Source organism: Streptomyces sp. NPDC051664 (assembly GCF_044453545.1).
GTDB lineage: Bacteria > Actinomycetota > Actinomycetes > Streptomycetales > Streptomycetaceae > Streptomyces.
In genome coordinates this window covers 1-22,829 of sequence record NZ_JBITCU010000056.1, presented here as the reverse complement: position 1 = coordinate 22,829, position 22,829 = coordinate 1, and the positions used below count along the sequence as shown (strand labels likewise).

The 22,829-nt window shown below is 68.7% G+C and carries 19 protein-coding genes and 1 pseudogene; 15 read left to right on the top strand and 5 right to left on the bottom strand.

Annotated features, from left to right (window positions below):
• Positions 1-194: 194 nt before the first annotated feature.
• The 5 genes from ACIA8E_RS39925 to ACIA8E_RS39905 all read left to right on the top strand — a co-directional run bounded on the left by ACIA8E_RS39925 (position 195) and on the right by ACIA8E_RS39905 (position 8,169).
• On the top strand, positions 195-827 hold the full coding sequence (locus ACIA8E_RS39925) for a hypothetical protein (RefSeq protein ID WP_399306606.1): 633 nt from the start codon (positions 195-197) through the stop codon (positions 825-827).
• A 142-nt stretch (positions 828-969) separates the two neighbouring features.
• Entirely contained in the window at positions 970-3,735 is a 2,766-nt protein-coding gene (locus tag ACIA8E_RS39920) for a LuxR C-terminal-related transcriptional regulator (protein ID WP_399306603.1), read from the top strand.
• 690 nt (positions 3,736-4,425) lie between these two features.
• A complete protein-coding gene (gene alsS, locus ACIA8E_RS39915) occupies positions 4,426-6,108 on the top strand; it encodes an acetolactate synthase AlsS (RefSeq protein WP_399306600.1) in 1,683 nt (560 codons plus the stop codon).
• Between the two features lie 529 nt (positions 6,109-6,637).
• A complete protein-coding gene (locus tag ACIA8E_RS39910; protein ID WP_399306597.1) occupies positions 6,638-7,987 on the top strand; it encodes a PP2C family protein-serine/threonine phosphatase in 1,350 nt (449 codons plus the stop codon).
• Positions 7,988-8,028: 41 nt separating this feature from the next.
• A complete protein-coding gene (locus ACIA8E_RS39905; RefSeq protein WP_399306594.1) occupies positions 8,029-8,169 on the top strand; it encodes a hypothetical protein in 141 nt (46 codons plus the stop codon).
• A gap of 79 nt (positions 8,170-8,248) precedes the next feature.
• Here ACIA8E_RS39905 and ACIA8E_RS39900 read toward each other — a convergent pair whose 3' ends face one another.
• The 3 genes from ACIA8E_RS39900 to ACIA8E_RS39890 all read right to left on the bottom strand — a co-directional run bounded on the left by ACIA8E_RS39900 (position 8,249) and on the right by ACIA8E_RS39890 (position 10,308).
• Positions 8,249-9,076, bottom strand: a complete 828-nt coding sequence (locus ACIA8E_RS39900; protein WP_399306591.1) for an alpha/beta hydrolase — start codon at positions 9,074-9,076, stop codon at positions 8,249-8,251.
• A 648-nt stretch (positions 9,077-9,724) separates the two neighbouring features.
• Entirely contained in the window at positions 9,725-9,892 is a 168-nt protein-coding gene (locus ACIA8E_RS39895) for an SDR family oxidoreductase (protein ID WP_399306588.1), read from the bottom strand.
• Positions 9,893-10,002: 110 nt separating this feature from the next.
• Positions 10,003-10,308: a hypothetical protein gene (locus ACIA8E_RS39890; RefSeq protein ID WP_399306586.1), complete on the bottom strand. Its 306-nt coding sequence runs from the start codon at positions 10,306-10,308 to the stop codon at positions 10,003-10,005.
• Between the two features lie 362 nt (positions 10,309-10,670).
• Here ACIA8E_RS39890 and ACIA8E_RS39885 point away from each other — a divergent pair, with 362 nt between their 5' ends.
• The 3 genes from ACIA8E_RS39885 to ACIA8E_RS39875 all read left to right on the top strand — a co-directional run bounded on the left by ACIA8E_RS39885 (position 10,671) and on the right by ACIA8E_RS39875 (position 13,036).
• Positions 10,671-11,549, top strand: coding sequence for an ATP-grasp domain-containing protein (locus ACIA8E_RS39885; protein WP_399306583.1), 879 nt, complete (start codon positions 10,671-10,673; stop codon positions 11,547-11,549).
• Between the two features lie 185 nt (positions 11,550-11,734).
• On the top strand, positions 11,735-11,893 hold the full coding sequence (locus tag ACIA8E_RS39880) for a hypothetical protein (RefSeq protein WP_399306580.1): 159 nt from the start codon (positions 11,735-11,737) through the stop codon (positions 11,891-11,893).
• Positions 11,894-12,775: 882 nt separating this feature from the next.
• Complete coding sequence (locus ACIA8E_RS39875) at positions 12,776-13,036, top strand: hypothetical protein (RefSeq protein ID WP_399306577.1); 261 nt, start codon at positions 12,776-12,778, stop codon at positions 13,034-13,036.
• 634 nt (positions 13,037-13,670) lie between these two features.
• On the opposite strand, the gene ACIA8E_RS39870 is transcribed toward ACIA8E_RS39875, so the two are convergent.
• Together ACIA8E_RS39870 and ACIA8E_RS39865 are read right to left on the bottom strand one after the other, a co-directional pair.
• On the bottom strand, positions 13,671-13,967 hold the full coding sequence (locus tag ACIA8E_RS39870) for a hypothetical protein (RefSeq protein ID WP_399306574.1): 297 nt from the start codon (positions 13,965-13,967) through the stop codon (positions 13,671-13,673).
• Positions 13,968-14,076: 109 nt separating this feature from the next.
• A pseudogene (locus tag ACIA8E_RS39865) lies at positions 14,077-14,208 on the bottom strand (protein NO VEIN domain-containing protein); the annotation flags it as partial.
• A 445-nt stretch (positions 14,209-14,653) separates the two neighbouring features.
• Between ACIA8E_RS39865 and ACIA8E_RS39860 the strand changes: the two are divergent.
• The 7 genes from ACIA8E_RS39860 to ACIA8E_RS39830 all read left to right on the top strand — a co-directional run.
• Entirely contained in the window at positions 14,654-16,600 is a 1,947-nt protein-coding gene (locus ACIA8E_RS39860) for an acyl-CoA dehydrogenase family protein (RefSeq protein WP_399306572.1), read from the top strand.
• A 90-nt stretch (positions 16,601-16,690) separates the two neighbouring features.
• Positions 16,691-17,938: a 3-phosphoshikimate 1-carboxyvinyltransferase gene (aroA, locus tag ACIA8E_RS39855; RefSeq protein WP_399306569.1), complete on the top strand. Its 1,248-nt coding sequence runs from the start codon at positions 16,691-16,693 to the stop codon at positions 17,936-17,938.
• A gap of 34 nt (positions 17,939-17,972) precedes the next feature.
• Positions 17,973-18,602: a hypothetical protein gene (locus ACIA8E_RS39850; protein WP_399306566.1), complete on the top strand. Its 630-nt coding sequence runs from the start codon at positions 17,973-17,975 to the stop codon at positions 18,600-18,602.
• Positions 18,603-18,733: 131 nt separating this feature from the next.
• A complete protein-coding gene (locus ACIA8E_RS39845; protein ID WP_399306563.1) occupies positions 18,734-19,504 on the top strand; it encodes a hypothetical protein in 771 nt (256 codons plus the stop codon).
• A gap of 223 nt (positions 19,505-19,727) precedes the next feature.
• Positions 19,728-20,981, top strand: coding sequence for a 1-deoxy-D-xylulose-5-phosphate reductoisomerase (dxr, locus tag ACIA8E_RS39840; RefSeq protein WP_384117571.1), 1,254 nt, complete (start codon positions 19,728-19,730; stop codon positions 20,979-20,981).
• Positions 20,978-22,288: a M50 family metallopeptidase gene (locus ACIA8E_RS39835; protein ID WP_399306560.1), complete on the top strand. Its 1,311-nt coding sequence runs from the start codon at positions 20,978-20,980 to the stop codon at positions 22,286-22,288. Before dxr ends, ACIA8E_RS39835 begins: the two co-directional genes overlap by 4 nt.
• A 206-nt stretch (positions 22,289-22,494) precedes the next feature.
• Positions 22,495-22,829: flavodoxin-dependent (E)-4-hydroxy-3-methylbut-2-enyl-diphosphate synthase (locus ACIA8E_RS39830; RefSeq protein WP_399306557.1), on the top strand; the 335-nt coding region annotated here is incomplete at its 3' end.

Sequence of the window (22,829 nt, the reverse complement as noted above, 5' to 3'; positions counted from 1 at the left end):
CCCCCCCCCCCCCCCCCCCCCCCCCCCCCCCCCCCCCCCCCCCCCCCCCCCCCCCCCCCCCCCCCCCCCCCCCCCCCCCCCCCCCCCCCCCCCCCTCTGCGTATACCGGGCCGGCAAGTGTGTAGCCGTGCGGGCTACGCTGACGACGCCGCTGGTTCTGGGCCGGGCGCACCTCGACACGAGGAGTGCGCCCAATGACAGTGGGCTGCGGATCGCATGTCGCCCGCATCATCGACCGTCGCGGAGCGGTCGTCGCTAACGCTGACGTCCTGCTCACGGTGGAGTGGTCCAGAGTCCTGGACGACATCTCGACCGCCAGGATCGTTGTGCAGCCCGACGGGGACTGCTGCGCGCAGCTTGCCGGGGTCCGTTCCTGGCGGCACAAGCTCGTCATCTGCCGTGACGGTCGGCCCTGTTGGGAGGGGCCGATCCTCACCCCCGAGTGGAACGCTGACGGCTCGGTGGAGAGCGCGGCCGCTGACGCCCCGGCGTGGCTGGACCGGCGGGTCCCGCACGCCAATAGGCGGTTCACAGGCGAGGACCTGGCGGCGATCGCGGAGTGGCTGATCGACGACGGGTTCGCCCCGGACGACCCCGGGCAGAGCGTCGAGATCGTTGCACCGACGCGCATCCGCGGCGACCGCGAGTACGAGGCGGATCTCGGGCAGACCGGTGACACGCGGCCAGTCGAGGCTGCGGCTCCGCCGGTCAGGGAGATCACGGTCCTCGCTGACCTGGACGAGGTCATGGACAGCGTGAAGTGCTCGTGTAACGCCGAACACCACGCCGATCAGGGCCCGGGTCCCGGTCTCCACCAGGGTCATTAACTCCAGCATGGGTAGCCGCCGCGGCTCTGCGGTCCGAAGCGGTCGGTGTTGCGGCTGCTGTCGGACCTTGCCACGGCTGCGTTCGACAGGATGAGCCCGGGTCGGAGAGGTGTGGACTGGATGCCGCAGCTAGATTGGAAACATGGTGTTGCCGGGGCGTCCCGCGGTTTTTCTGGGTCGGCGTGCTGAATGTGCGTTGCTCGACCGCTGGCAGGATGCCGTCAAGGCCGGTCGAGGTGGCGCTCTCGTGGTCCGCGGTGAGCACGGTATCGGCAAATCCGCACTGCTTGACCACATGGCTTCGACTGCGGTCGGCTTCCGCGTCGTGCGGGCCGCCGGTGTGGAGGCGGAGGTGGAGCTGCCCTTCGGGGTGTTGCACCAGGTCTGTGCGCCGTTCCTGGCCACGCTGGAGCACCTGCCTGGACCGCAGCAGGACGCCCTGGCTGCGGTATTCGGGCTGCGGACAGGAGCGGCGCCCGACCGCTTCCTGCTGGGCCTGGCCGTACTGGGCCTGTTGTCCGAGGCGGCGGCCCGCCAACCGCTGATCTGTGAGATCGACGATGCCCAGTGGCTCGATCCCGGTTCGGCCCAGGCGTTGATGTTTGTGGCGCACCGCGTCGGTGCGGAGCCCCTCGGCCTCGTGTTCGCCACTGCCGGTGGTGGTCTGGGCGGGTTGCAGGAGGTGGTGCTGACCGGCCTCGGCCCTGGCGACGCCCGTGCTTTGCTGCACTCGGTTCTGCACGTGCCCATCGACGAGGGAATCGTGGAGCGGATCGCGGCGGAGGCCCGCGGCAATCCGCTGGCCCTGCTCGAACTGCCCCGGACCATGACGGCTGCCGGGTTCGTATGCGGTTTCGGTCCGACGGACACCACAGCCGTGCCGGGGCGCATCGAGGACAGTTTCCGTAGCAGAGTCCTCCGCCTCCCGCCGGCCACCCGCATGCTGCTCCTGGTAGCCGCGGCAGAGCCGACCGGCGACTCCGCGCTGCTGTGGCGCGCGGCCGCCCGTCTGGGAATCGGGGTCTCGGCCGCGACGGCGGCCGAGGCCGACGGGCTGCTGTCCATCGGCACGCAGGTGGTCTTCCGCCATCCCCTGGTGCGGTCGGCCGTCTATCAGGCGATGCCGCCGTCGCAGCGACGGGCCGCGCACCGGGCTCTGGCCGATGTCACCGGTCCTTCGGAACCGGACCGGCGGGCCTGGCACCGCGCGCAGGCTGCCGTCGGCTTCGACGAGGAAGCCGCAGCAGAGCTCGAGCGGTCGGCTCACCGGGCCCTGGCACGCGGCGGTATCGCTGCCGCCGCGGCATTCCTGGAGCGGTCGGTCGCGCTCACCGCCGACCCCGCCGCCAGGGCAGAGCGGGCGCTGCGTGCGGCACGCGCCAAACAGCAGGCCGGCGCGTACGACAGCGCTCTGGACCTCCTTGCCCTGGCCGACCGGGGGCCCGAGAACGAGCTGCGGGCCGCCAACAGTGAGCTGCTGCGAGGACAGATCGCCTTTGCCCGCAGTTTCGGCGGCGGAGCCACCCCCGTGCTGCTGCGCGCGGCCCGCCGCTTCGAGTCCATCGACGCCTCCCGTGCAAGGGATGTCTACCTGCAGGCCCTGGCCGCAGCGATGCTCGCCGGCCGGCTGGGCGACGAGTGCCGGATAACGGAGGTTGCCCACAGCGCTCGCCGGGTGCCTGCGGCGTCCGTGCCACGCGCCTCCGACCTCTTGCTGGACGGGCTGACGCTCCTGATCGTCGAAGGCCGCGACGCCGCAGTTCCGGTGTTGGGCAAGGCGGTGTCGGCGTTCACCACGGAGGAACTGGCCCCTGAGGAAGAACTGTATTGGCTGTGGCTGGCCGGCCACGGCGCCGGGCTGTTGTGGGACGACGAAGCATGGCGACTGCTGTCCACGCGGCTGCTGCGATCCTGCGAGGAACGAGGAGCACTCAGCATCCTCCCGGTTGCCGCAGCCACACGTGCGGGACTGCACCTGCTGGGCGGGGAACTCCTGCAGGCCGCGTCGTTGGCCGAGACGGCCGCCGACGTCACTTTCATGACCGGAGCCGGCCCGGTCCCCTACACAGAGGTGGGGCTCGCCGTCTTCCGCGGCCGGGATGATGAGGCCGCTGCCGCGATCCGCACCGCGACCCGGGACGCGATGGCGCGGGGCGAAGGCATGGCGCTGACCTACCTGCAGTGGGCCACCGCCGTGCTCCACAACGGTGCGTGCCGGTACGATCAAGCGCTGGAATCCGCCCGCCAGGCCGGCGCCGACTCCAGCGTCCAGCGGATCCGCAACTGGGCGCTGGCTGAGCTCATCGAGGCGGCCGTACGTACCGGACACCAGGACCTGGCCGACGAGGCGCTGAGGGAGCTGTGCCGGACGACCAGGCCCTGCTCCAGCCACTGGGCCGCAGGCATCGAGGCACACTGCCGGGCGCTGCTCGCCGTTGGCACGGACGCCGAGGACCTGTACCGCACGGCCTTGGAACGGCTTGAGTGCACCGGCCTGCGCGCCGCGGTGGCCCGTGTCCATCTTCTGTACGGGGAGTGGCTGCGGCGCGAGCGCCGCCACCTCGAGGCACGGGACCAACTGCGGCAGGCACACGAGATGTTCGTGCGGTATGGCATGGACGGTTTCGCCGAACGGGCCCGCAGCGAACTGTCAGCGGCCGGCGAGCCCACCCGCAAGCGTCGGTCTCGGTTCGGCGAGCAGCTCACTCCCCAGGAAAGACGTGTTGCGATGCTGGCAGCCGAGGGAGCTACCAACCCCGAGATCGCGTCGCGATTGTTCATCAGCGCCAGCACGGTCGACTACCACCTGCGCAAAGTCTTCCGCAAGCTCAAGGTCACCACGCGTACTCAGCTTGCCCGGCTGCTGCAGGACGGCCAGCCGATCCCCGGAGACACAGACCGGCCCTGACGCCGCGACCCAAGCACGACTACGCATTCACGTGGTGCCCTCGGGTGGGGGCGTGTGCCTACCGTTATGAGTGAAGCGGCACCGGCGCGGGCCGGCGGCACACCGTCGGCCCGCGCCTCGCGCGACACACCGCGGAAAGCGAGCGGACCGCCATGATCACGCCCATGACCTCACCTGATTCTCCCGTGTCCTGCTACGAGGTATTCCACCAGTGGGCATGCCTCCTGCTCGCCCGCGACCGCCCAGGCAGCACCATCGTCCTGAAGCGGCTCCAGGGGAGCACCCGGCCTCCACGATCGCCACATTACTCGACGGCATGCGGCGGCCAGGTGACGATCTGTAAGCCCCCGTGGCACGGCGGCGACGTGGGCTCGGGCGCCTTCAACCGCCTTGACAGCGATGCTCGTCCTCGACGACCTCTCCGGACTGGCTGCTCACGAGCGGCACCAGGGACATCGGCATCCACCCCGAGCTGCACATGGCCTGCCCGACCGCCCTGTTCCTCGCCACGCACCAGAGCACGGCCGAAACGGGCACGCAGACCCTGCCGGGCGGAGGGCGGGTGACGGCCCGGCCCCGGCCGAGCGCCGACCGGACCCGCACTGAGCGGCCCGGCGACGGCACCACACCCCGCGCAGCAACTGCCACCACCGCTGCGCAAACCCAACAATCAAGAAAGGCGGCGGGCACATGCCCACCCCACCTGTCGGCGCGGCCCAGCGCATGGTCGAGACCCTCTCGCAGTACGGCGTGCCGTACGTCTTCGGTGTCCCCGGAGCCACGATCGACGCCGTTCACGATGCCCTGGCCGTCGGAGGCCCCGAACTTGTGATGTGCCGCCACGAACAGAACGCTGCCGTGATGGCCGCCACTGTCGGGCTGCGGACCGGCACCCCCGGAGCGGTCCTGGCCACCTCAGGAGCCGGCACCACCAATCTGATGACCGCTCTACTCACTGCGACGACTGAGCAGTACCCCATGATTGCTGTCTGCGGGGCCGTGACCCGCCGGGACCGGTTCGAGCGAACCCAGCGGTCGATGGACGCCATCGCCGCACTGAGACTGGTCACCACTTATACCTGCGAAGTCCACGACCCCGACAACGTCCCCGAAGCCATAGCCAACGCCCTGCGGGCGGCGGTCACCCCACCTCGCGGTGCGGCCGCGGTGGTGATGCCTGCCGACGTCGCAGGCGCGCTCACCGCCGCAACCGTCGTACAGCCGCACAGGCACCCTTCTCAGGGCCCCGCTCCCGCTGAATGCATCCACCGTGCCGCCCAGATCATCCGCGCCGCGCAGCAGCCCGTCCTGCTGGTCGGGCTGCGTGGTGCGGATCCCGAGGCATGCGCCGCGCTGCGCGAACTGATCCGTGTCACAGGCCTGCCCGTGGTGGAGACCTCCCAGGCGGCGGGCATCGTCCCGCGCACACTGGAGGAGCAGTACGCCGGCCGGATCGGCCCTTTCCGCAATCAGCCTGGGGACGCCATGGTGACACATGCCGACGTCCTGATCACCGTCGGCTACGACCCCGTGGAGTACGACCCGGGCCGGTGGAACACCGACCCGGCCCGTGCGATCGTCCACATCGATGCACTGCCCGCCGAGATCGGCAGCCACTACCAGCCCACTCTGGAACTGCAGGGCGATGTGGCCGCGACTGTCGGTGAGCTGTCAGGGGAGCTGTCCGGGATGCCGATCAGCGACCACACCCGATTTGCCCTGGCCGAACAGCGCGCCGCCCTGGCTTGTATCGAAGAGGAGGCCAGGGCGGTCCCGGCCACCGCTGCCGGCCTCAATCCCGCCGCGGTGATCCTGAAGATCGCTGAGAACGTGGAGGACGACGCCACCGTGGTGTCCGACACAGGCTCGCACATCTACATGGCTCGTCACTTCCGCGGACACCAGCCGCGTCGCATCCTGCTCCCCAACGGCCCGCAGACACCCGGAGTCGCCCTGCCACGGGCGATGACCGCCGCGCTGCTGCGGCCGGGGACACAGGTGGTGTCGGTCTCCGGGGACGGCGGGTTCCTGTCCAGCGCACCGGAAATAGAGACCGCCACCCGTCTGGGCCTCCACGCCACGCTTGTGATCATGCGGGACAACGCCTACGACATGGTGGCCTTCCAGGAGCATCGCAAATACGGCAGGGCCTCCGGTGTCCGGTCGGGCGACTACGACATCACCCAGTACGCCCGCGCGTTCGGCGCCAGAGGAATCCGGACCGAGACCATGGACGCCTTCGAGACCGAACTGCGCAGGTCTCTCGACCCGGGCAGACTCTGCGACCCCGGCATCACGGTCATCGACGTCCCGGTCGACTACGCACACAACACAGAACTCTTCGCGCAACTCCACGACAGGAATCTGAGATGACGGGCCGACGACCGCGGCTCCGGCGCCGCCCCCTCGGTACGCCGAGGCCCCCGGGCACGGCGCCGTCAGGGCTCGCTGCTCGCAGCCGGGAAGCCGCCGGGCCCACCGGACAGTCTTACACCGCGTCGGGGGAGACCGACCGCGCCGTGGCGCCAGAGCATGGAGATCCTCATGAGCAACAGCACCGCGCCGACTCCCGGAACCCCCGGCACCCTGGAGACCCCGCTGCGCAGTCGCGGTGCGGCCGTCACATGGCGGGAACGGCAGACCCTCGGCCTGACCGAACGCCTGCGGTCCACTGTGGTGACTGTCGATCAGCAAGCAAATGGGGCTGGTCGGTCGACCCGGCCCCCGGTGCCCGATCAGCCGCAGCGAGGCGACGCGAACACGCGAATGACATGACGCCGACCGAGGCCACCCTCCGGCCCCACAGGACACCTGTCATGCCAGCCGGACCAGCCCCATGTCGTACGTGGCAGGAGGTTCTCATGACGACGCAGACACACATCATGACAAGCAGGAGGTTCTCATGACGACGCAGACGCACATCGTGACAAGCACGGGCCGGGCGACTGCCGCGGGACTTGCCGTCAGCTTCTCGGCGGTACGGCTACGACCGCTCATCGCGGTCGTGGTCGCCTCGGCCGTCCTGCTCGGCGTCACCCTGGGGGGCGTGATCGTCCCCGCGGACGTCCACCTGGTGGTGCTGCTGATGGCGGTGCCGGCTCTCACCGCCGCAGCAGACAACACGCGTACCACCGTCAGTATGACCGCCCTGGCCTGTCTCGGCGTGGTCGCGGTCGACGTCGACGACGGTCTGCCCAGCTCACCGATCCTCCCGATCGACTTCCTGGGCCTGCTGGTCGTCTGCGTCCTGGTCCTCGTGTTCCGGCGCCTGCGGGAGGTGGACCATCGAACGCTTCATGCGGTGCGCTCCGTCTCGGAGACAGCGCAAAGGGCGCTGCTGCCCCCATTGCCCTGTCGCCTGGCAGATCTGGAAATCGCCACTGCCTATCGCTCGGCCGCCGCCCACGCACACATCGGCGGAGACGTGTACGCCGCCGAACGCGTCGACCGCACGGTCCGAATGTTGATCGGTGACGTGCAGGGCAACGGCTTGGCGGCAGTCGACGACGCCGCAGCCGTCATCGGTGCGTTCCGCGAAGCCGCGCACCGCGACGTGCGACTGGAGCATGTCGCCCTCTCCCTGGACGCCAGCGTGCGCCGCCGTGTCGACCAGGCCGGCCAGACGGACAGCAACGCCTCGGAGCGGTTCATCACCGCTCTGGTCCTGGAGATACCCGACGACTTCCACGTCGTCCACGTGATCAGCTGCGGCCACCCCGACTTGATGCGCTCTCACGGCTCAGACGTGGACCTCCTCGAAGTGCCGCAACCGGCACCACCGCTCGGCCTGGGCGGCGATCAAGCGGCCTATCAGGTCAACACCTTCGAATTCGAGCCGGAGGACACGCTGCTCCTGCACACCGACGGCCTGCTCGAGACCCGCGACCCGGCGGGCGTCTTCTACCCGGCGCTGGACCGCTTCGCGCTCCTCGCCGAGGACGAGCCGCGCTACCTGATCGAGCGCCTCATGAGCGACCTGACCGTCCATGCGGGCGGGGAGGTCCAGGACGACGTCGCCATGGTCGCGGTGCGCCGCCGGGCCGCACCGTCCACGGCGGGTGCCGACGAGGACAGCCACCATGCGAGTCCCGACCCTCAAACAGTTCGGCGGGATTGTGACCAGGTACGACAAGACCGCCACCTCCTACGAAGCAGCGGTCAGCGTGGCGTCGTTCGTGCTCTGGGCAAGATCCGTTTGAAGGGTGGGTCTTGGTGGTCAGGCCTTCTCGGGATCGACGGTTCGTCGTGCTGATGATGCCCCCTTTTCGGCCGGTGGCGGAGGCGTGCGCGAGCTTGGCGACGCTGGTGTGCGCGCCCGTCGCTGCGGCCGCGCTCGGCGGTGAGGTCGAGCGGGTGCAGGTGGCCGACCACACCTTCCGCCGGGCCCGACCCTCGGCAGCCGCCTCCGTCCTGGGCGAGGGGACTCCCGCTTGACGAAGCGGAGTTAGCCTCCCCATTCTCGAAAAGTACCGCCGTTGAAACAGCCACCCGCGCTGCCCCACACCGCGCTACGTCATTTCACCGCCGCGATCGCCGACCGAATGACCTTGCTGACGGCAGCCGGATCGGATACCAGGGTCAGATGCGAACCGCCTGGGTAGACAGTTACCTTCGCCCCCGCGCGATGCGCCATCTTCTTCTCCGACTCCGGCGTGATGATCTGGTCCCCGCTGCTGATGAAGTACCAGGAGGGGATCGTCTTCCATGCCGCAGCCTTGGAGGGGGTGTTGAAGGCCACTGTGCTGGCAGCCCGCTGGGTGGCCCACAGGTTGATCGCCTGGTCGCGTGGCACGCTGCTGGCAAACTTTGTGACGAATACGTCCTTCTTGAGGTAGAGGTTGGACGCCTTGGCGGGGGCGTCCGCGTACGACACGGCGTCGTACAGCTTGGACGGTGGCCCCGACAGCGCGGACGTCGAGCCGCTGAGCTGCCCCGTCGTCTCCCCGACCGCCGGAGCGGCCGCGTCGACGTACACGAGCGCCTTTACGTTGCTCACTCCTGCCGCGGCGTTCGTGATCACCGACCCGCCATAGGAGTGCCCCACCAGCACGATCGGCCCCGAGATGCTCTTGAGGAAGTCTTTGACCGTGAGCGAGTCGGTCGTCAGGTTCTGCAACGGGTTCCCGATGGCACGCACTGTGTAGCCCGCGCGGCGCAGGATGTCGACCTCGCCGTTCCAGCTCGACGCGTCCGCCCAGGCCCCGTGCACCAACACCACCGTGGGCTTCGCCTGCGCATTGTCCGCTGCTTTGGCAGCCGGATGCCTGACTGTCGTGGCGCCGTCAGGAGGGGACGCCGCAGTCATGGTTACAACGGTGACCGTGGCCACCGCCAGAGTCATCGGGATGAACCGCCGCCGTGTAGTGGATGCCTTCATCAGAAGCCTCCTTGCTACAGCTTCACCGGGGAACGCGTCCTCAAAAGGATGAAGGGCCAGCGCACAAATCGGAAGCGAACCGCGCTTCAGCCGGCGACACGTCCCGAACCGTTCACCCGACCTTAGCGCCAGGCCGCTGCATCGGCACCCGGGGCCATGGTGCCCGTCCTGTCGGCGCCGATCCGCCATGGTCACAGCGTCAGCGAAGGCTGTCCCCGCCCGACCGGCGCACCCCCAGGCACCCGTAGTGCAAGGCGTGGCCAGTCACTTTCCATGGATGTCGTTTCGATCCATGCGCGGGCCGGCCCGCGCACTCGGGACCGTCCCAGCTACAGGGCAGGAACAGCCGCCAGGCCAGCGGGCATGAAGCGGTGTCGGAGACGGCATGGACGCTGAGTCGGGTAGGACCGCCGCAGCAATGCGGTCACGAAACCGCAGATCATCCTCATCAACCCGCCCGGCGGCATGTGCACATGGCGGGGGCGGGAATGGAAGCATCTGACGCGGAGCCGGGCCCTGGCGAAGGGCGGTTCACGGCGTGAACAGCGAGAGGCCGTCCGGCTGCGGCGTCTACACCGCGTCGCCAGGTGGCACCGGCACCGGGAGAGCTCGTCAGAGGTTCGTGACCAGGCCGCCGTCGACGCGCAGGATCGACCCGCTGACGTAGTCGGAGTGTGGGCCGACGAGGTAGAGGACCGCCGCCGCGATCTCCGCGGGACGACCCAGCCTGTCCTGGTCGTTGGGGATGAGCTCCCTGGCAGCATCGCGCTCGACCTGCACGAGATCCCCCTCCCTCCCGGCGCCATCCTCGCCCGGTACACCGACGGACTCGTCGCCCCCCCGGCACCGACATCGATGACTCCACCGACACGCTCGCCGGCCACCTGGCATCAGCGGAACCCGAGAACCTCGACGCCCTCGCCGACGCCCTTCTCCACCACGTCACCCAATCCGCGCCCCGCTATGACGACATCGCCCTGCTCGTCATCCGCACGCCCGACCGACCATGAATGCTCCGCCCGCTGTGTGTGGGTGACCCGGATCTCGTAGAACTGCACCCAAGAGGTCTCCTTGTGGGTCTGGTTGTTGACCAGGCACTCGACGTCAGCCACGGCCTGAATGAGTTTTGCGCCGAGCTCCTCCTTCTGCGCGGCACTCAGATGGCCCTTCATTGCGTGCACGCGAACGAAAACCATGTACGTGGGTCCTTCCAATCGCTGGTCGACGGCCAACCCTGAGCCGGAAAAGGCGGCCGATCTCAACAGGTCCGCTGACCCGTGGCGATCCATCACCTGATCGGGCGAGGCGGTGTCGGTTCAAGCAGGCTGGTCGACCGGCCGCCCGGCAGAACGTCCCCCTGCCAGCACGCAAGCAACTCCTCCGCGCGCCCCGTTGGAAACCCGGAACGCCAGCAGCGCGCGGTCCCGGTTGTGCCGCAGGGCGGCGAACAACTCATTGAACCGCTCGTCCGGAACCTTCTCTGCACTTTGCAGGTCGTCGTGCCTGGCAGCACGAAACCGGTGGCTCGGGGCTCTGGAGGTTCCGTAGCGTGTCAGTCATGCCGATGCCTGTCCTGTACTGCCGTGATCCGTTGAATCCTCGACGTGTGGACGAACACTTCGTGCAGGAGGCACAGGAGGTGCGCGCCTGTGGCGGGGCGGTCGGGCTGGTCGACCACGATGCACTTCTGCAGGGTGATGCACAGCAGGCTGTTGCACACGTACCGGCTGGGCTGGGGAGCGCCTGGTACCGGGGTTGGATGATTCCGGGCGATCGATACGCCGCGTTGGCTGAGGCGCTGAGCCGACGCGGCACCGCGTTGCTCGTCGCTCCGGAGCAATACCGGTCCGCTCACGAACTGCCGGGCTGGTATCAGATGTTCGTCGACATCACGCCCGCGAGCGTGTGGCGTCCCACCAAGCCCGGTGAGATCTTGGCCGCCGAAGACCTGGCTGTTCTCGCCGAGCCGTTGCTGCCGGGCTCGGGAATCGTGAAGGACTACGTCAAATCCCGCAAGCACGAGTGGGAGCAGGCGTGCTTCATTCCTGATCTCGCCGACGCGGTGGGGCTGACGCGGGTCGTGCAGCGCTTCGTGGAACTGCAGGAGAAGTTCCTTGCCGGTGGGGTCGTTCTGCGCAGCTTCGAGACGTTCTCGAAGCTGGAGTCCGTTGCGGCTGAAGTGCGCGTGTGGTGGCTGGATGGCGAACCTAGGTTGCTCACGCCCCACCCGGATAGCCCGTTCGAGCGTGGGCTGGTGCCCGACCTTGACCATATCGGACCTGCGGTGCAGCGCCTGGGATGCCGGTTCGTCACAACCGACGTGGCCCTTCGCCCGGACGGGGTGTGGCGGGTCGTCGAAGTCGGTGACGGCCAAGTCAGTGATCTGCACCCGTCGAGCAGTCGAGGCGAGTTGGCCGCTCTGCTGGTCGGTCCGTAGCACTTGCGGAAGCGGCCCCGCGCTGTCATCGCCCAGACTGGTCAAGAGAACTCCGAGCAGTGCCTGGGTATGCCGAGGGGCTTCTAATGTCCGAGTAGGGCACCTCGACCAGGTCGGGTTGCATCACGTGGAAATACAGGCTGGTCCCGGAAGCGGAGTGTCTTGGGTCCGCCTGTTTCCCCGGCGTGCCGACACCGAATGCGACCGCCCCGTCCGAGGCCCGCTCGTACTGGTGCGTGCCGATGGACAGTCCCGGCGAACTCTGCGTCCCGCAGGCGGTCTCTCAGTTGGTGATGACCGGCCGGTACCAGCGGGCGACGGCAGAGCGGGAAGCCGGTGAGTGAGGCCCGCGTCCGTCGCCGCTGGAAGGAGCCGACGTGTCGCTGAAGGAAACCAGCTGGTCCCGGCGCGGGGATGAGGCCTACCTCGTCCTCATCGGCCACACCGTCGGATGTGCGTTGTGCCGTGTGAAGGCGTCCTGCCCCACGGCGCTCCGGCTCGCGCGGGCACGGTGGGAGGCCCGGCGATGAGGATCTGTGTCGACTGCACCATCGTGGGTCCATACGTCGTCGTCTCGCACGGAGACTCGATGTCCGGTGCGCGGCCCGACAGCTACGCACACCCGCCGTGTTCACCGGAGGGCCGGCCACGGACTCCCGGCAAGGTCCGGCTGCGGCGCCCTGCTGGGCGATCCAGGCCGTGAAGTGCCGCTGCACTACTGATCTCCCGTCCGTGGTTGCGCCGATCAGCTGCGGGCGGGGCATGCCCGACCCGAGGCCGGCGGTGGCCCGGGTGCGGGCAGGACAACCGTCTTGGCGTCGGGGACTGCCGCGCGTGCGCGAGACAGTTTTTTGGCCGATTTGGCGGCACGTGCGGGCTCGTGGGGTACCGGAGCAGATACCCGCAGGTCAGAGCCTGCCTCATCGGTGGTGCTCCCGTGGGAGCACGGGGGCAGGCTGAAACGGCTTGAGACGGGCCAGGCCGGGCCAGGGCGGGCCGGAGTATTGAAAGTTCGCGCAGGTCAGAGGAAAATTGCAGGTCAGGGCGCTGCGAGGGGCCCACTGTGCGGGGGCTCCGGCCGTTCGTGCGTCTTGGGAAACTGCCCTTCCGGACAGCAGCAGCACAGATCACCGAAGCACCGCCGCCTGTCCCGGTCATGATGAGTCGTGCAAAGTCCGTCTTCCTGCACACGCACGAGTTCGCCATCCAAGAGCAAGGAATGCAGCATGGCTACCGGCTCGACCGACACCCCCGCCTCCCTCTACGGTCCCGCCTCGCTCGTCCTCGGCATCGCATCCGCCGTCGCAACAGTGATCAGCGGGTTCATCGGCCTGGCAATCCCCCTGCTCACTGGGTGCCTCGCCGTCACTTTCGCAATCCTCGGCCTCGTCCAAAGGATCAACCGTGGACAGTGCGCCATTGGCCTTGTCGGCGGCGCCATCGGCGTGCTCTACCCGGTCTTCCTCATCGGTGCCCTGAGCATGTGACGTGCGCCCGCCAAAGGCGGTGTGAGCTCACGGCGGGTCCCTTGCGCGGTTGTGGGAGGGGCCCTACCTATGTGACAACTCTCGTGCTTCGGCCGGGCCATGCTGGCGTTCGTGCGGATCTGCTTGCGCTACTTCGCCCGTGCGGCCTGGCTGGGTGAGTGATAGCAGATCCGCGACGCGGGACGCCTGGCAGGCATTCCCGGTGTCCTGATCCACAGCCGCCTCGACATGAACGGACCGCTCGACACGGCCTGGAACCTGCCAGCGCCTGACCCGGTGCGGAGCTGGTGACTGTTGAAGACTTGGGACCCACGGAAGCGCTGCCACGAGCTCAGCACTGTACGGAGCGTTCGAACGGTTCGCGCAGCAGTGACCTCAACCTGAGCGACGCATCTCGCGGTGGAGCGAGCTCCCCGATGTGCAGGTGGTGCTGGCACGGCGGCTGAGCACCCCGGTGCGGGGCCGGGTCGCTGCCGGCCTGGCCAGGGACCGGGGCAGTTCCCCCCAGGCCCGGACCGGCGAGGGCGGGGCGTGGACGACGTGCAGCCGCCCCGCTGCCGGTGGAGGTACTGGCAGGCACGACCAGGGACGCAACCGTCACCGTGCCCCGCGTGCGCGAATAGTCGCCCCTGGGTCATCCGCAGGCCCCGGGCAGTTCGTAGTGTGCTGCTCTGCCGTTCTGGGAGTGCGGGGTGCGGGACGTACGGATGGAGTGGCCGGCGGCGGAGAAGGTATGGGTGAGCTGCCGCCCGACGAAGCGCGGGCGGCGGTGCGGGATCTGCTCGTCGGGTTCGCCGTCCAGCAGGAGGACGCGGGCCCAGGCGAGGATCTCGATCGCCGCGAGGTTGCGTTCGATCCAGGTGGCGTTGACGTCGACATGGCGGGAGGGGAAGCGGGCGAAGCCGGTGCCCTTGCTGCACCGGATGTGCACTCGACGGTGGTGTGTCCCGTGGTGACGGACCCTCAGGAACTGCGCGGAGCCGCCGGAGTAAGGGGTATCGGTAAGGAATACCTGGTGCCGCAGGGCTGGTGGTGACGGTGAATTTGTCGGCGCCCAGGACGCGGCCCTTGACCTCGATAGAGATCAGGTGGCCGTCGGGCTTGTGGGAACGGATGTCGAAGCCCGCCGAGCGTCGGTTCGGCCGGGTGCCCGAGGAGATGGAGCACTCCAACTCCGTGGGCCGACGAGTCGTGACCAGGCCCGACGGCCAGCAATCGGGCCCTCGGCGTCCGGTTCCGGGGGGCGCGAGTTTCTCACGGGACCACGGCGGGCTGAGACGGCTTGAAGCGGGCCGGGACGGGTCGATGCGGGCCAAGGCGTTGAAAGTTTGTGCAGGGCAGAGGAAAATTGCAGGTCAGAGCGTGGCGAGGGGCCCACCGTGCGCGGGCACCGGCCGTTTCTGTTTCCCTCCCACCCGGCCCGACCGCAGTTCGCCAGTTGAACGTGCCACTGGAGTGGCTCGCGACCCGATCGGCGTCGGAGGGCTGGTGAGGGCGGCAGGAATCGGGTACATACGGACGAGTAGCACCGGTTGGTATGCCTCGGCAGGCGCGCATGCGCGCCCGGCGCGGACCGGCCGGGTCCGCCCACCGACAACGCGGCGAGGTGAGCTCCTCATGACCGCACCATCCGCTCCAAAGAACACGCCCAAGGTCACCGAGCGTGAAGCGCGTCAAGTGGCCGAAGCCGCACGCGAGCAGGACTGGCGCAAGCCCAGTTTCGCCAAGGAACTCTTCCTCGGCCGCTTCCGGCTGGACCTGATCCATCCGCATCCACTGCCGGCCGCCGACGACGTCCGGCGCGGCGAGGCGTTCCTCGCCCGGTTGCGCGACTTCTGCGAAACCAAGATCGACGGCGCTCTGATCGAGCGTGAGGCGAAGATCCCCGACGAGGTCATCAACGGCCTCAAGGAGCTCGGGGCCCTCGGGATGAAGATCGACCCGAAGTACGGCGGCCTGGGACTGACCCAGGTCTACTACAACAGGGCGCTCTCCCTGGTCGGCTCCGCCAACCCGGCGATCGGCGCGCTGCTCTCCGCGCACCAGTCCATCGGCGTACCGCAGCCGCTGAAGCTCTTCGGCAGCCAGGAGCAGAAGGACACGTTCCTGCCCCGGCTCGCCCGCACCGACATCTCGGCGTTCCTTCTCACCGAGCCCGATGTCGGCTCCGACCCTGCCCGGCTCGCCACCTCGGCCGTTCCGGACGGTTCCGACTACATTCTCGACGGTGTGAAGCTGTGGACGACCAATGGTGTCGTTGCCGACCTGCTGGTCGTCATGGCCCGTGTCCCGAAGTCGGTCGGCCACAAGGGCGGCATCACCGCGTTCGTCGTGGAGGCGGACGCCCCGGGGGTCACCGTGGAGAACCGCAACGCCTTCATGGGGCTGCGCGGGATCGAGAACGGCGTGACCCGCTTCCACCGTGTCCGGGTCCCGGCCGCCAACCGCATCGGCCCCGAAGGCGCCGGTCTCAAGATCGCCCTCACCACCCTCAATACGGGACGGCTGTCCTTGCCCGCCATGTGTGTCGGCGCCGGGAAGTGGTGTCTGAAGATCGCCCGCGAATGGTCGGCGGTCCGCGAACAGTGGGGCAGGCCGGTTGCCCGGCACGAAGCCGTCGGCGCCAAGATCTCCTTCATCGCCGCCACCACCTTCGCCCTGGAGGCCGTCGTCGATCTCGCCTCCCAGATGGCGGACGAGGACCGCAACGACATCCGGATCGAAGCGGCCCTGGCCAAGCTGTACGGCTCCGAGATGGGCTGTCTGATGGCCGATGAACTGGTCCAGATCCGCGGCGGCCGGGGCTTCGAGACCGCCGACTCCCTCGCCGCGCGGGGCGAGCGTGCCGTCCCTGCCGAGCAACTCCTGCGGGACCTGCGGATCAACCGGATCTTCGAGGGCTCCACGGAGATCATGCATCTGCTGATCGCCCGTGAGGCCGTCGACGCCCATCTGAAGGTCGCGGGTGACTTGATCGACCCCGACAAGCCGCTCTCCGCCAAGGCGAAGGCGGGAGCGAACGCGGCCGGCTTCTATGCCCGCTGGCTGCCCAAGCTGGTCGCGGGCCCAGGACAACTCCCGCGCACCTACAACGAGTTCCATCCGTCCGGCCACCCGGACCTCTCCACCCATCTGCGGTATGTCGAACGCTCCGCCCGCAAGCTGGCCCGCTCCACCTTCTACGCGATGTCGCGCTGGCAGGGCCGCATGGAGACCAAACAGGGCTTCCTCGGCAGGATCGTCGACATCGGAGCGGAACTCTTCGCGATGAGCTCCGCCTGCGTTCGCGCCGAACATCTGCGTACCACCGGTGATCACGGCCGGGAGGCATACCAACTCGCCGACGCCTTCTGCCACCAGTCCCGCATCCGGACCGAGGAACTCTTCAACCGCCTCTGGTCCAACACGGACGACCTCGACCGGCGTGTGGTCGACGCCGTCCTGAACGGTGCGTACACCTGGCTGGAGGAGGGGATCGTCGACCCGAGCGGCGAAGGCCCCTGGATCGCCGATGCCACCCCCGGCCCGGCCACCAGGGAAAACGTTCACCGCACCATCCGCTGACCGTCGGACAACCGAAGAGGCCGGGCGGGGTGCGTCCACTCGCTGGACGCACCCCGCCCGGCCGCGCGCCGCACGGCAGGATGGGGACCCGTGACCGTCATCCACATCCCCGGCTCCAAGTCCGTCACCGCACGCGCCCTCTTCCTGGCCGCCGCCGCGGAGGGCACCAGCACCCTCGTACGTCCCCTGTGCTCGGACGACACCGAGGGCTTTGCCGAGGGTCTTGCACGCCTCGGCTACGAGGTTGCGAAGGAAGCGGACCGCTGGCACATCGAGGGCCGCCCGGCCGGACCCGCCGCCACCGAGGCCGACATCCACTGCCGCGACGGCGCCACCACGGCACGCTTTCTGCCCACCCTCGCCGCGGCCGCCGCCTCCGGCACGTACCGCTTCGACGCCTCCGCGCAGATGCGCCGCCGGCCCCTTGCCCCGCTCACCGAGGCCCTGCGCGCGCTCGGTGTCGATCTGCACCACGAGGCAGCCGAGGGCCACCACCCGCTGCGGGTCACCGCATCAGGGATCAAGGGCGGCGAACTCACCCTGGATGCAGGGGAGTCCTCCCAGTACCTCACCGCACTGCTGATGCTCGGGCCGCTGACGGCGGAAGGGCTCCGGATCACCGCCACCGACCTGGTCTCCGCCCCGTACATCGAGATCACCCTCGCGATGATGCGCAGCTTCGGCGTCGAGGTGACCCGCGGCGGCCACGACGACAACGTCTTCACCGTGCCGCCCGGGGGCTACCGGGCCACGCCCTACGCCATCGAACCCGACGCGTCCACCGCGAGCTACTTCTTCGCCGCGGCAGCCCTCACCGGCCACGAGGTCACCGTCGCCGGCCTCGGCACGGACGCGCTCCAAGGCGACCTGCGGTTCGTCGACGTGCTGCGCCGCATGGGAGCCGAGGTGCGCAGCAACCCGGATGCCACCACCGTCCGATCCAGTGGCACGCTCCGCGGACTCACGGTCAACATGCGCGACATCTCCGACACCATGCCGACGCTGGCCGCGCTCGCGCCCTTCGCCTCGGGGCCGGTACGTATCGAGGACGTCGGCAACACCCGGGTCAAGGAGTGCGACCGGCTGGAGGCCTGTGCGCAGAACCTCCGAAGGATGGGCATCACCGTCGAGACCGGTCCGGACTGGATCGAGATCCACCCCGGTACACCGCACCCCACCGAGATCGTCACCCATGGCGACCACCGCATCGTGATGTCGTTCGCCGTCACGGGCCTGAGGGTTCCCGGTATCACGTACGACGATCCCGGCTGCGTACGGAAGACGTTCCCGCAGTTTCACTCGGCATTCGCGGAGTTCACGGAACTCACGAACCGTTAGGGTTCCTGGGCCCACGCCGTTCCCGGGAGTTCTCATGTCCACGCCGCCCCATCACCCGCTTCCTCCTTTCGGATCCGTCGTGTCGTGCCACATCTGCGGTGCGATACCCGCCGTCCACACCGTGGTGCGCGGACACCAGGGTCTGGTCATCACGCTCCGCTTCCTGACCGAGGAAGGCGCCTTCTGCCGTACCTGCGGAACCGCCACCTACCGCAGGATGACGTCCAACACCCTGTGGCAGGGCTGGTGGGGCCTACTGTCCGTGTTCGCCGCTCCGGTCACCATGCTGATGAACATCGGTGCCCGCTCCCGGATCCGCTCCCTGCCTCACCCGGTGGGGAACCTGCGTCCTCAACTCGCCCCCGGCCGCCGCGTGCTGGCCCGCCCGCCGGCGCTCGCCATCATGACCGTCCTGGTCCTGGCACTCGCCATTCTCGTCGTACCCGGGCTGATCCCCGACACCCGGCCCACGTTCACGGCCGGAGACTGTGTCCGTAACAACGCGGAGTGGCCCGACCAGGACCTGGAAGAGGTCGGATGCAGCTCGCCCGAGGCCGAGTTCTGGATCTCGGCCGGAGACAAGTGCTGGGGCCAGGACTGGCTGCTGTACCTGGACTACAGCGCCGAGAACAAGGCCCTGTGCGCGCACCCGATGTCGAAGTAGCCGCGCTCGGCGGGATCGAACCTGTGGGCATGCAGCACAATCGGGGGCGTCGATCAAGAACGACGGACTCCAGCACGACCTGCAGAACCTGCAGAGGAGCCGGCATCACCAAAGGCGAAATGAGGGCAGGGATGTTCGGGGAGGGTATCCAGCGCGGACAGTGGCGCCGAGCCGCGACCGTGACGATTGCAGTCGTGATGGCTCTGGGAGCAACCGCGTGCAGCAGTGACAAGGACAGTTCGGGTGGTCCGGGCGGGTCCGGCGGCTCAGGGAAGGACGACAAGCCCTCGGCGGCGTCCCACGGGCCCAAGGCGCTCAGCGAGGCACAGCTCAGGGCGGCTTCGTTCACCGACGGGCAGACCGTCGGCAAGTACACGGCCTCCGAGTACACCCTCGACGGTCCACTCGGCGACGCCTACACCGCAGATCCCGCCGGCTGCCAGCCGCTCGTCAGTCTCGCCGGTGCTGTGAGCGACCGCGACCCCGCCGGTCAGGTCCAACGCAAGGTCGACATCCCCGACGAGATGCTCGGCATCACCGTCGATGTCACCCTCCGGTCGTACCCGAACGGCGATGCGGCCGAGGTCATGAAGGCGCTCGACAAGGCCGGCAAGGACTGCGCCGGGGGATTCACCGAGGAGCGGGCCCTTGCGAGCGCGAAGTATCTGAAGGTCGAGCCCGCCAAGGCACCCGACTTCGCGGCCGCGGCCGACGAGGCCGAGGCCTACCGCTTCACCATCCTCGACGTGAAGGGGAAGCTGAAGCTGTACGAATACCTCACCGTCGTCCGCTCCGGCTCCACCACCCTCGCCTTCCGCGGCGAGATCCCCGGCACCAAGGACATGGGCGGCATCCCGCAGGACATCATGACGGCGCAGTGGACCAAGTTCCGCGCAGCATGATCGCCGGGCTCGCCCAGCTGCTCCGGTACGCCCCGTATGCGATCGCCTCTGCCCTGCCGGCCCGGCTAGGGCAGCGGTGCGACGAACTCCTCATGGACCGAGCCCGGTGGGCCGTGGCCCGGCGGCTGCCGGAATTCACAGGAACGCTGCCGGAGCTGCTCCTCCCGGAATTCTCCGGGACGCGCTGTCAATGCGCCGGGCCGATGCGGCAACAATGGGGGGCATGAGCGACAGCCCTGCCCCCCTTGCCGACCCGCATCTCGTCTTCGACGCAGCGGAAGGCCGCCGGGATCTCGTCATCCTCGGCTCCACCGGGTCCATCGGCACCCAGGCCATCGACCTGGTGCTGCGCAACCCCGACCGCTTCCGCGTCACCGCGCTCTCCGCCGCAGGCGGCCGGGTTGCCCTCCTCGCCGAGCAGGCGCGGCGACTGAAGGTGCGCACCGTGGCCGTCGCCGCACCGGACGCGGTGCCGGCCCTTCGCGAGGCGCTGCGCGAGCAGTACGGGGCCGGGGAGCCGCTGCCCGAGATCCTGGCGGGTCCCGACGCCGCCACGCAGCTCGCCGGCAGCGACTGCCACACCGTGCTCAACGGAATCACCGGCTCGATCGGCCTCGCCCCCACGCTCGCCGCGCTCGAGGCGGGCCGCACGCTCGCCCTCGCCAACAAGGAGTCGCTGATCGTCGGCGGCCCGCTGGTGAAGGCACTGGCCAAACCCGGCCAGATCATCCCGGTCGACTCCGAGCACGCCGCGCTCTTCCAGGCGCTCGCCGCCGGCACCCGTGCCGACGTGCGCAAGCTTGTCGTCACCGCGTCCGGCGGCCCCTTCCGGGGACGGACGAAGAGCGAGCTGGCGAACGTCACGCGTGAGCAGGCCCTCGCGCACCCGACCTGGGCCATGGGCCCGGTCATCACGATCAATTCCGCCACCCTCGTCAACAAGGGACTGGAAGTCATCGAGGCACACCTCCTCTACGACATCCCGTTCGACCGTATCGAGGTCGTCGTCCACCCTCAGTCGTACGTTCACTCCATGGTGGAGTTCACCGACGGCTCCACCCTCGCCCAGGCCACCCCTCCGGACATGCGCGGACCGATCGCCATCGGCCTCGGCTGGCCGGAGCGCGTCCCGGACGCGGCACCCGCATTCGACTGGTCGAAGGCCTCCACCTGGGAGTTCTTCCCGCTCGACAACGACGCCTTCCCGTCCGTGGGACTGGCCAGGCACGTGGGCACGCTCGGCGGCACCGCCCCGGCGGTGTTCAACGCCGCGAACGAGGAGTGCGTGGACGCTTTCCTGGCAGGACAGCTGCCCTTCAACGGAATCATGGATACGGTCACGGCGGTGGTGTCCGAACACGGCACACCGCCGACGGGAACTTCACTCACGGTCGCAGACGTCCTGGAAGCGGAGACCTGGGCGCGGGCCCGGGCTCGGGAACTCTCGGCGAAAGCGACAGCGGAGGCGCGCGCATGAGTATTACGACGGTCCTGTTGACGATTCTGGGCATCGTCGTCTTCGCCATCGGCCTGCTGTTCTCGATCGCCTGGCACGAGCTGGGCCACCTGTCGACCGCGAAACTCTTCGGCATCCGAGTCCCGCAGTACATGGTCGGCTTCGGCCCGACCATCTGGTCGCGGAAGAAGGGCGACACCGAGTACGGGATCAAGGCGGTTCCGGCCGGTGGCTACATCCGCATGATCGGCATGTTCCCGCCCGGTCCGGACGGGCGGCTGGAAGCGCGTTCCACCTCGCCGTGGCGCGGCATGATCGAGGACGCCAGAGAGGCCGCCTTCGAGGAACTCGAACCGGGTGACGAGAAGCGGCTCTTCTACACGCGCAAGCCGTGGAAGCGCGTGATCGTGATGTTCGCCGGACCGTTCATGAACCTGATCCTGGCCGTCGCGATCTTCCTCGGGGTCGCGATGAGCTTCGGCTTCCAGACCCAGACCACCGAGGTCGCGGGCGTCCAGAAGTGCGTGATCGCACAGAGCGAGAAGCGCGACAGCTGCAAGAAGAGCGACCCGGTCTCGCCGGCGCAGGCCGCCGGACTGAAGAAGGGCGACAAGATCGTCGCCTTCGACGGCCGGAAGGTGGACGACTGGGCCACCCTCTCCGACCGGATCCGCGAGACCATCGGCCCCGCCACCATCACCGTCCGGCGCGACGGCCAGGAGACGACCCTCCACGCCGTGCTGCAGAAGAACTCGGTGGCCGAGAAGGACTCCGACGGCGAGGTGGTCCCCGGCAAGTTCGTCCCGGCCGGATACCTCGGCTTCGCCGCTCGGACGGACATCGTCCCGCTCTCCTTCGGCGACTCGGTCGTCCGCATGGGCGACATGATCGAGAACGGCGTCGACTCGATCATCGCCCTCCCGTCCAAGATCCCGGACCTGTGGAGCGCGGCCTTCGGCGACGGGGAGCGAGCAGCGGATTCCCCGGTCGGCGTGGTCGGTGCGGCCAGGATCGGCGGCGAGGTGATGACGCTGGACGTCCCTGCGACGAACCAGATCGCGATGATGCTGTTCCTGCTCGCGGGGTTCAACCTCTCGCTGTTCCTCTTCAACATGCTGCCCCTGCTGCCGCTCGACGGCGGGCACATCGCCGGAGCGCTCTGGGAGTCCGTGCGACGCAAAGTGGCGCGGGTCTTCAAGCGCCCCGACCCCGGCCCCTTCGACGTGGCCAAGCTGATGCCGGTCGCCTACGTCGTCGCCGGTGTCTTCATCTGCTTCACCCTGCTGGTCCTGGTGGCCGACATCGTCAACCCGGTCAAGATTTCCTGACCGGCCGGGTGCGCGGATCACTCTGCGCGCCGCCCGCATCGTGTGCACCACAGGTGGCGGCCGGACGTACATCCGGTGTCCGGCCGCCCACCTTTGTGCTCAGTCAGGGATGCGGTGTGCTCCGGGATCTCACCCGTGGCGTAACCTCGAAGGTCGGAGCCCGCCGATCTCGGGACCTTGATCCACACCTTGGGGATGCTCAGCGCATGACTGCGATTTCTCTCGGAATGCCGTCCGTTCCGACCAAGCTCGCCGACCGGAGGGTCAGCCGCAAGATCCAGGTCGGGTCGGTGGCGGTCGGTGGGGATGCGCCGGTGTCGGTGCAGTCGATGACCACGACCCGGACGTCGGACATCGGTGCGACGTTGCAGCAGATTGCGGAGTTGACGGCGTCGGGCTGTCAGATCGTGCGGGTTGCGTGTCCGACGCAGGATGATGCGGACGCACTTGCGACGATTGCGCGTAAGTCGCAGATTCCGGTGATCGCGGATATTCATTTCCAGCCGAAGTATGTGTTCGCGGCGATTGATGCGGGCTGTGC

What these genes read in the sequence shown, in the direction of transcription:
- ACIA8E_RS39835 (WP_399306560.1), top strand. Translation starts at nt 20,978, where the DNA reads ATGAGTATTACGACGGTCCTGTTGACGATTCTGGGCATCGTCGTCTTC.
- ACIA8E_RS39860 (WP_399306572.1), top strand. Translation starts at nt 14,654, where the DNA reads ATGACCGCACCATCCGCTCCAAAGAACACGCCCAAGGTCACCGAGCGT.
- ACIA8E_RS39885 (WP_399306583.1), top strand. Translation starts at nt 10,671, where the DNA reads ATGCCGATGCCTGTCCTGTACTGCCGTGATCCGTTGAATCCTCGACGT.
- ACIA8E_RS39910 (WP_399306597.1), top strand. Translation starts at nt 6,638, where the DNA reads ATGACGACGCAGACGCACATCGTGACAAGCACGGGCCGGGCGACTGCC.
- ACIA8E_RS39890 (WP_399306586.1), bottom strand. Translation starts at nt 10,308, where the DNA reads ATGGTTTTCGTTCGCGTGCACGCAATGAAGGGCCATCTGAGTGCCGCG.
- alsS (WP_399306600.1), top strand. Translation starts at nt 4,426, where the DNA reads ATGCCCACCCCACCTGTCGGCGCGGCCCAGCGCATGGTCGAGACCCTC.
- ACIA8E_RS39875 (WP_399306577.1), top strand. Translation starts at nt 12,776, where the DNA reads ATGGCTACCGGCTCGACCGACACCCCCGCCTCCCTCTACGGTCCCGCC.
- ACIA8E_RS39850 (WP_399306566.1), top strand. Translation starts at nt 17,973, where the DNA reads ATGTCCACGCCGCCCCATCACCCGCTTCCTCCTTTCGGATCCGTCGTG.
- ACIA8E_RS39845 (WP_399306563.1), top strand. Translation starts at nt 18,734, where the DNA reads ATGTTCGGGGAGGGTATCCAGCGCGGACAGTGGCGCCGAGCCGCGACC.
- ACIA8E_RS39920 (WP_399306603.1), top strand. Translation starts at nt 970, where the DNA reads ATGGTGTTGCCGGGGCGTCCCGCGGTTTTTCTGGGTCGGCGTGCTGAA.
- dxr (WP_384117571.1), top strand. Translation starts at nt 19,728, where the DNA reads ATGAGCGACAGCCCTGCCCCCCTTGCCGACCCGCATCTCGTCTTCGAC.
- ACIA8E_RS39925 (WP_399306606.1), top strand. Translation starts at nt 195, where the DNA reads ATGACAGTGGGCTGCGGATCGCATGTCGCCCGCATCATCGACCGTCGC.
- ACIA8E_RS39900 (WP_399306591.1), bottom strand. Translation starts at nt 9,076, where the DNA reads ATGACTCTGGCGGTGGCCACGGTCACCGTTGTAACCATGACTGCGGCG.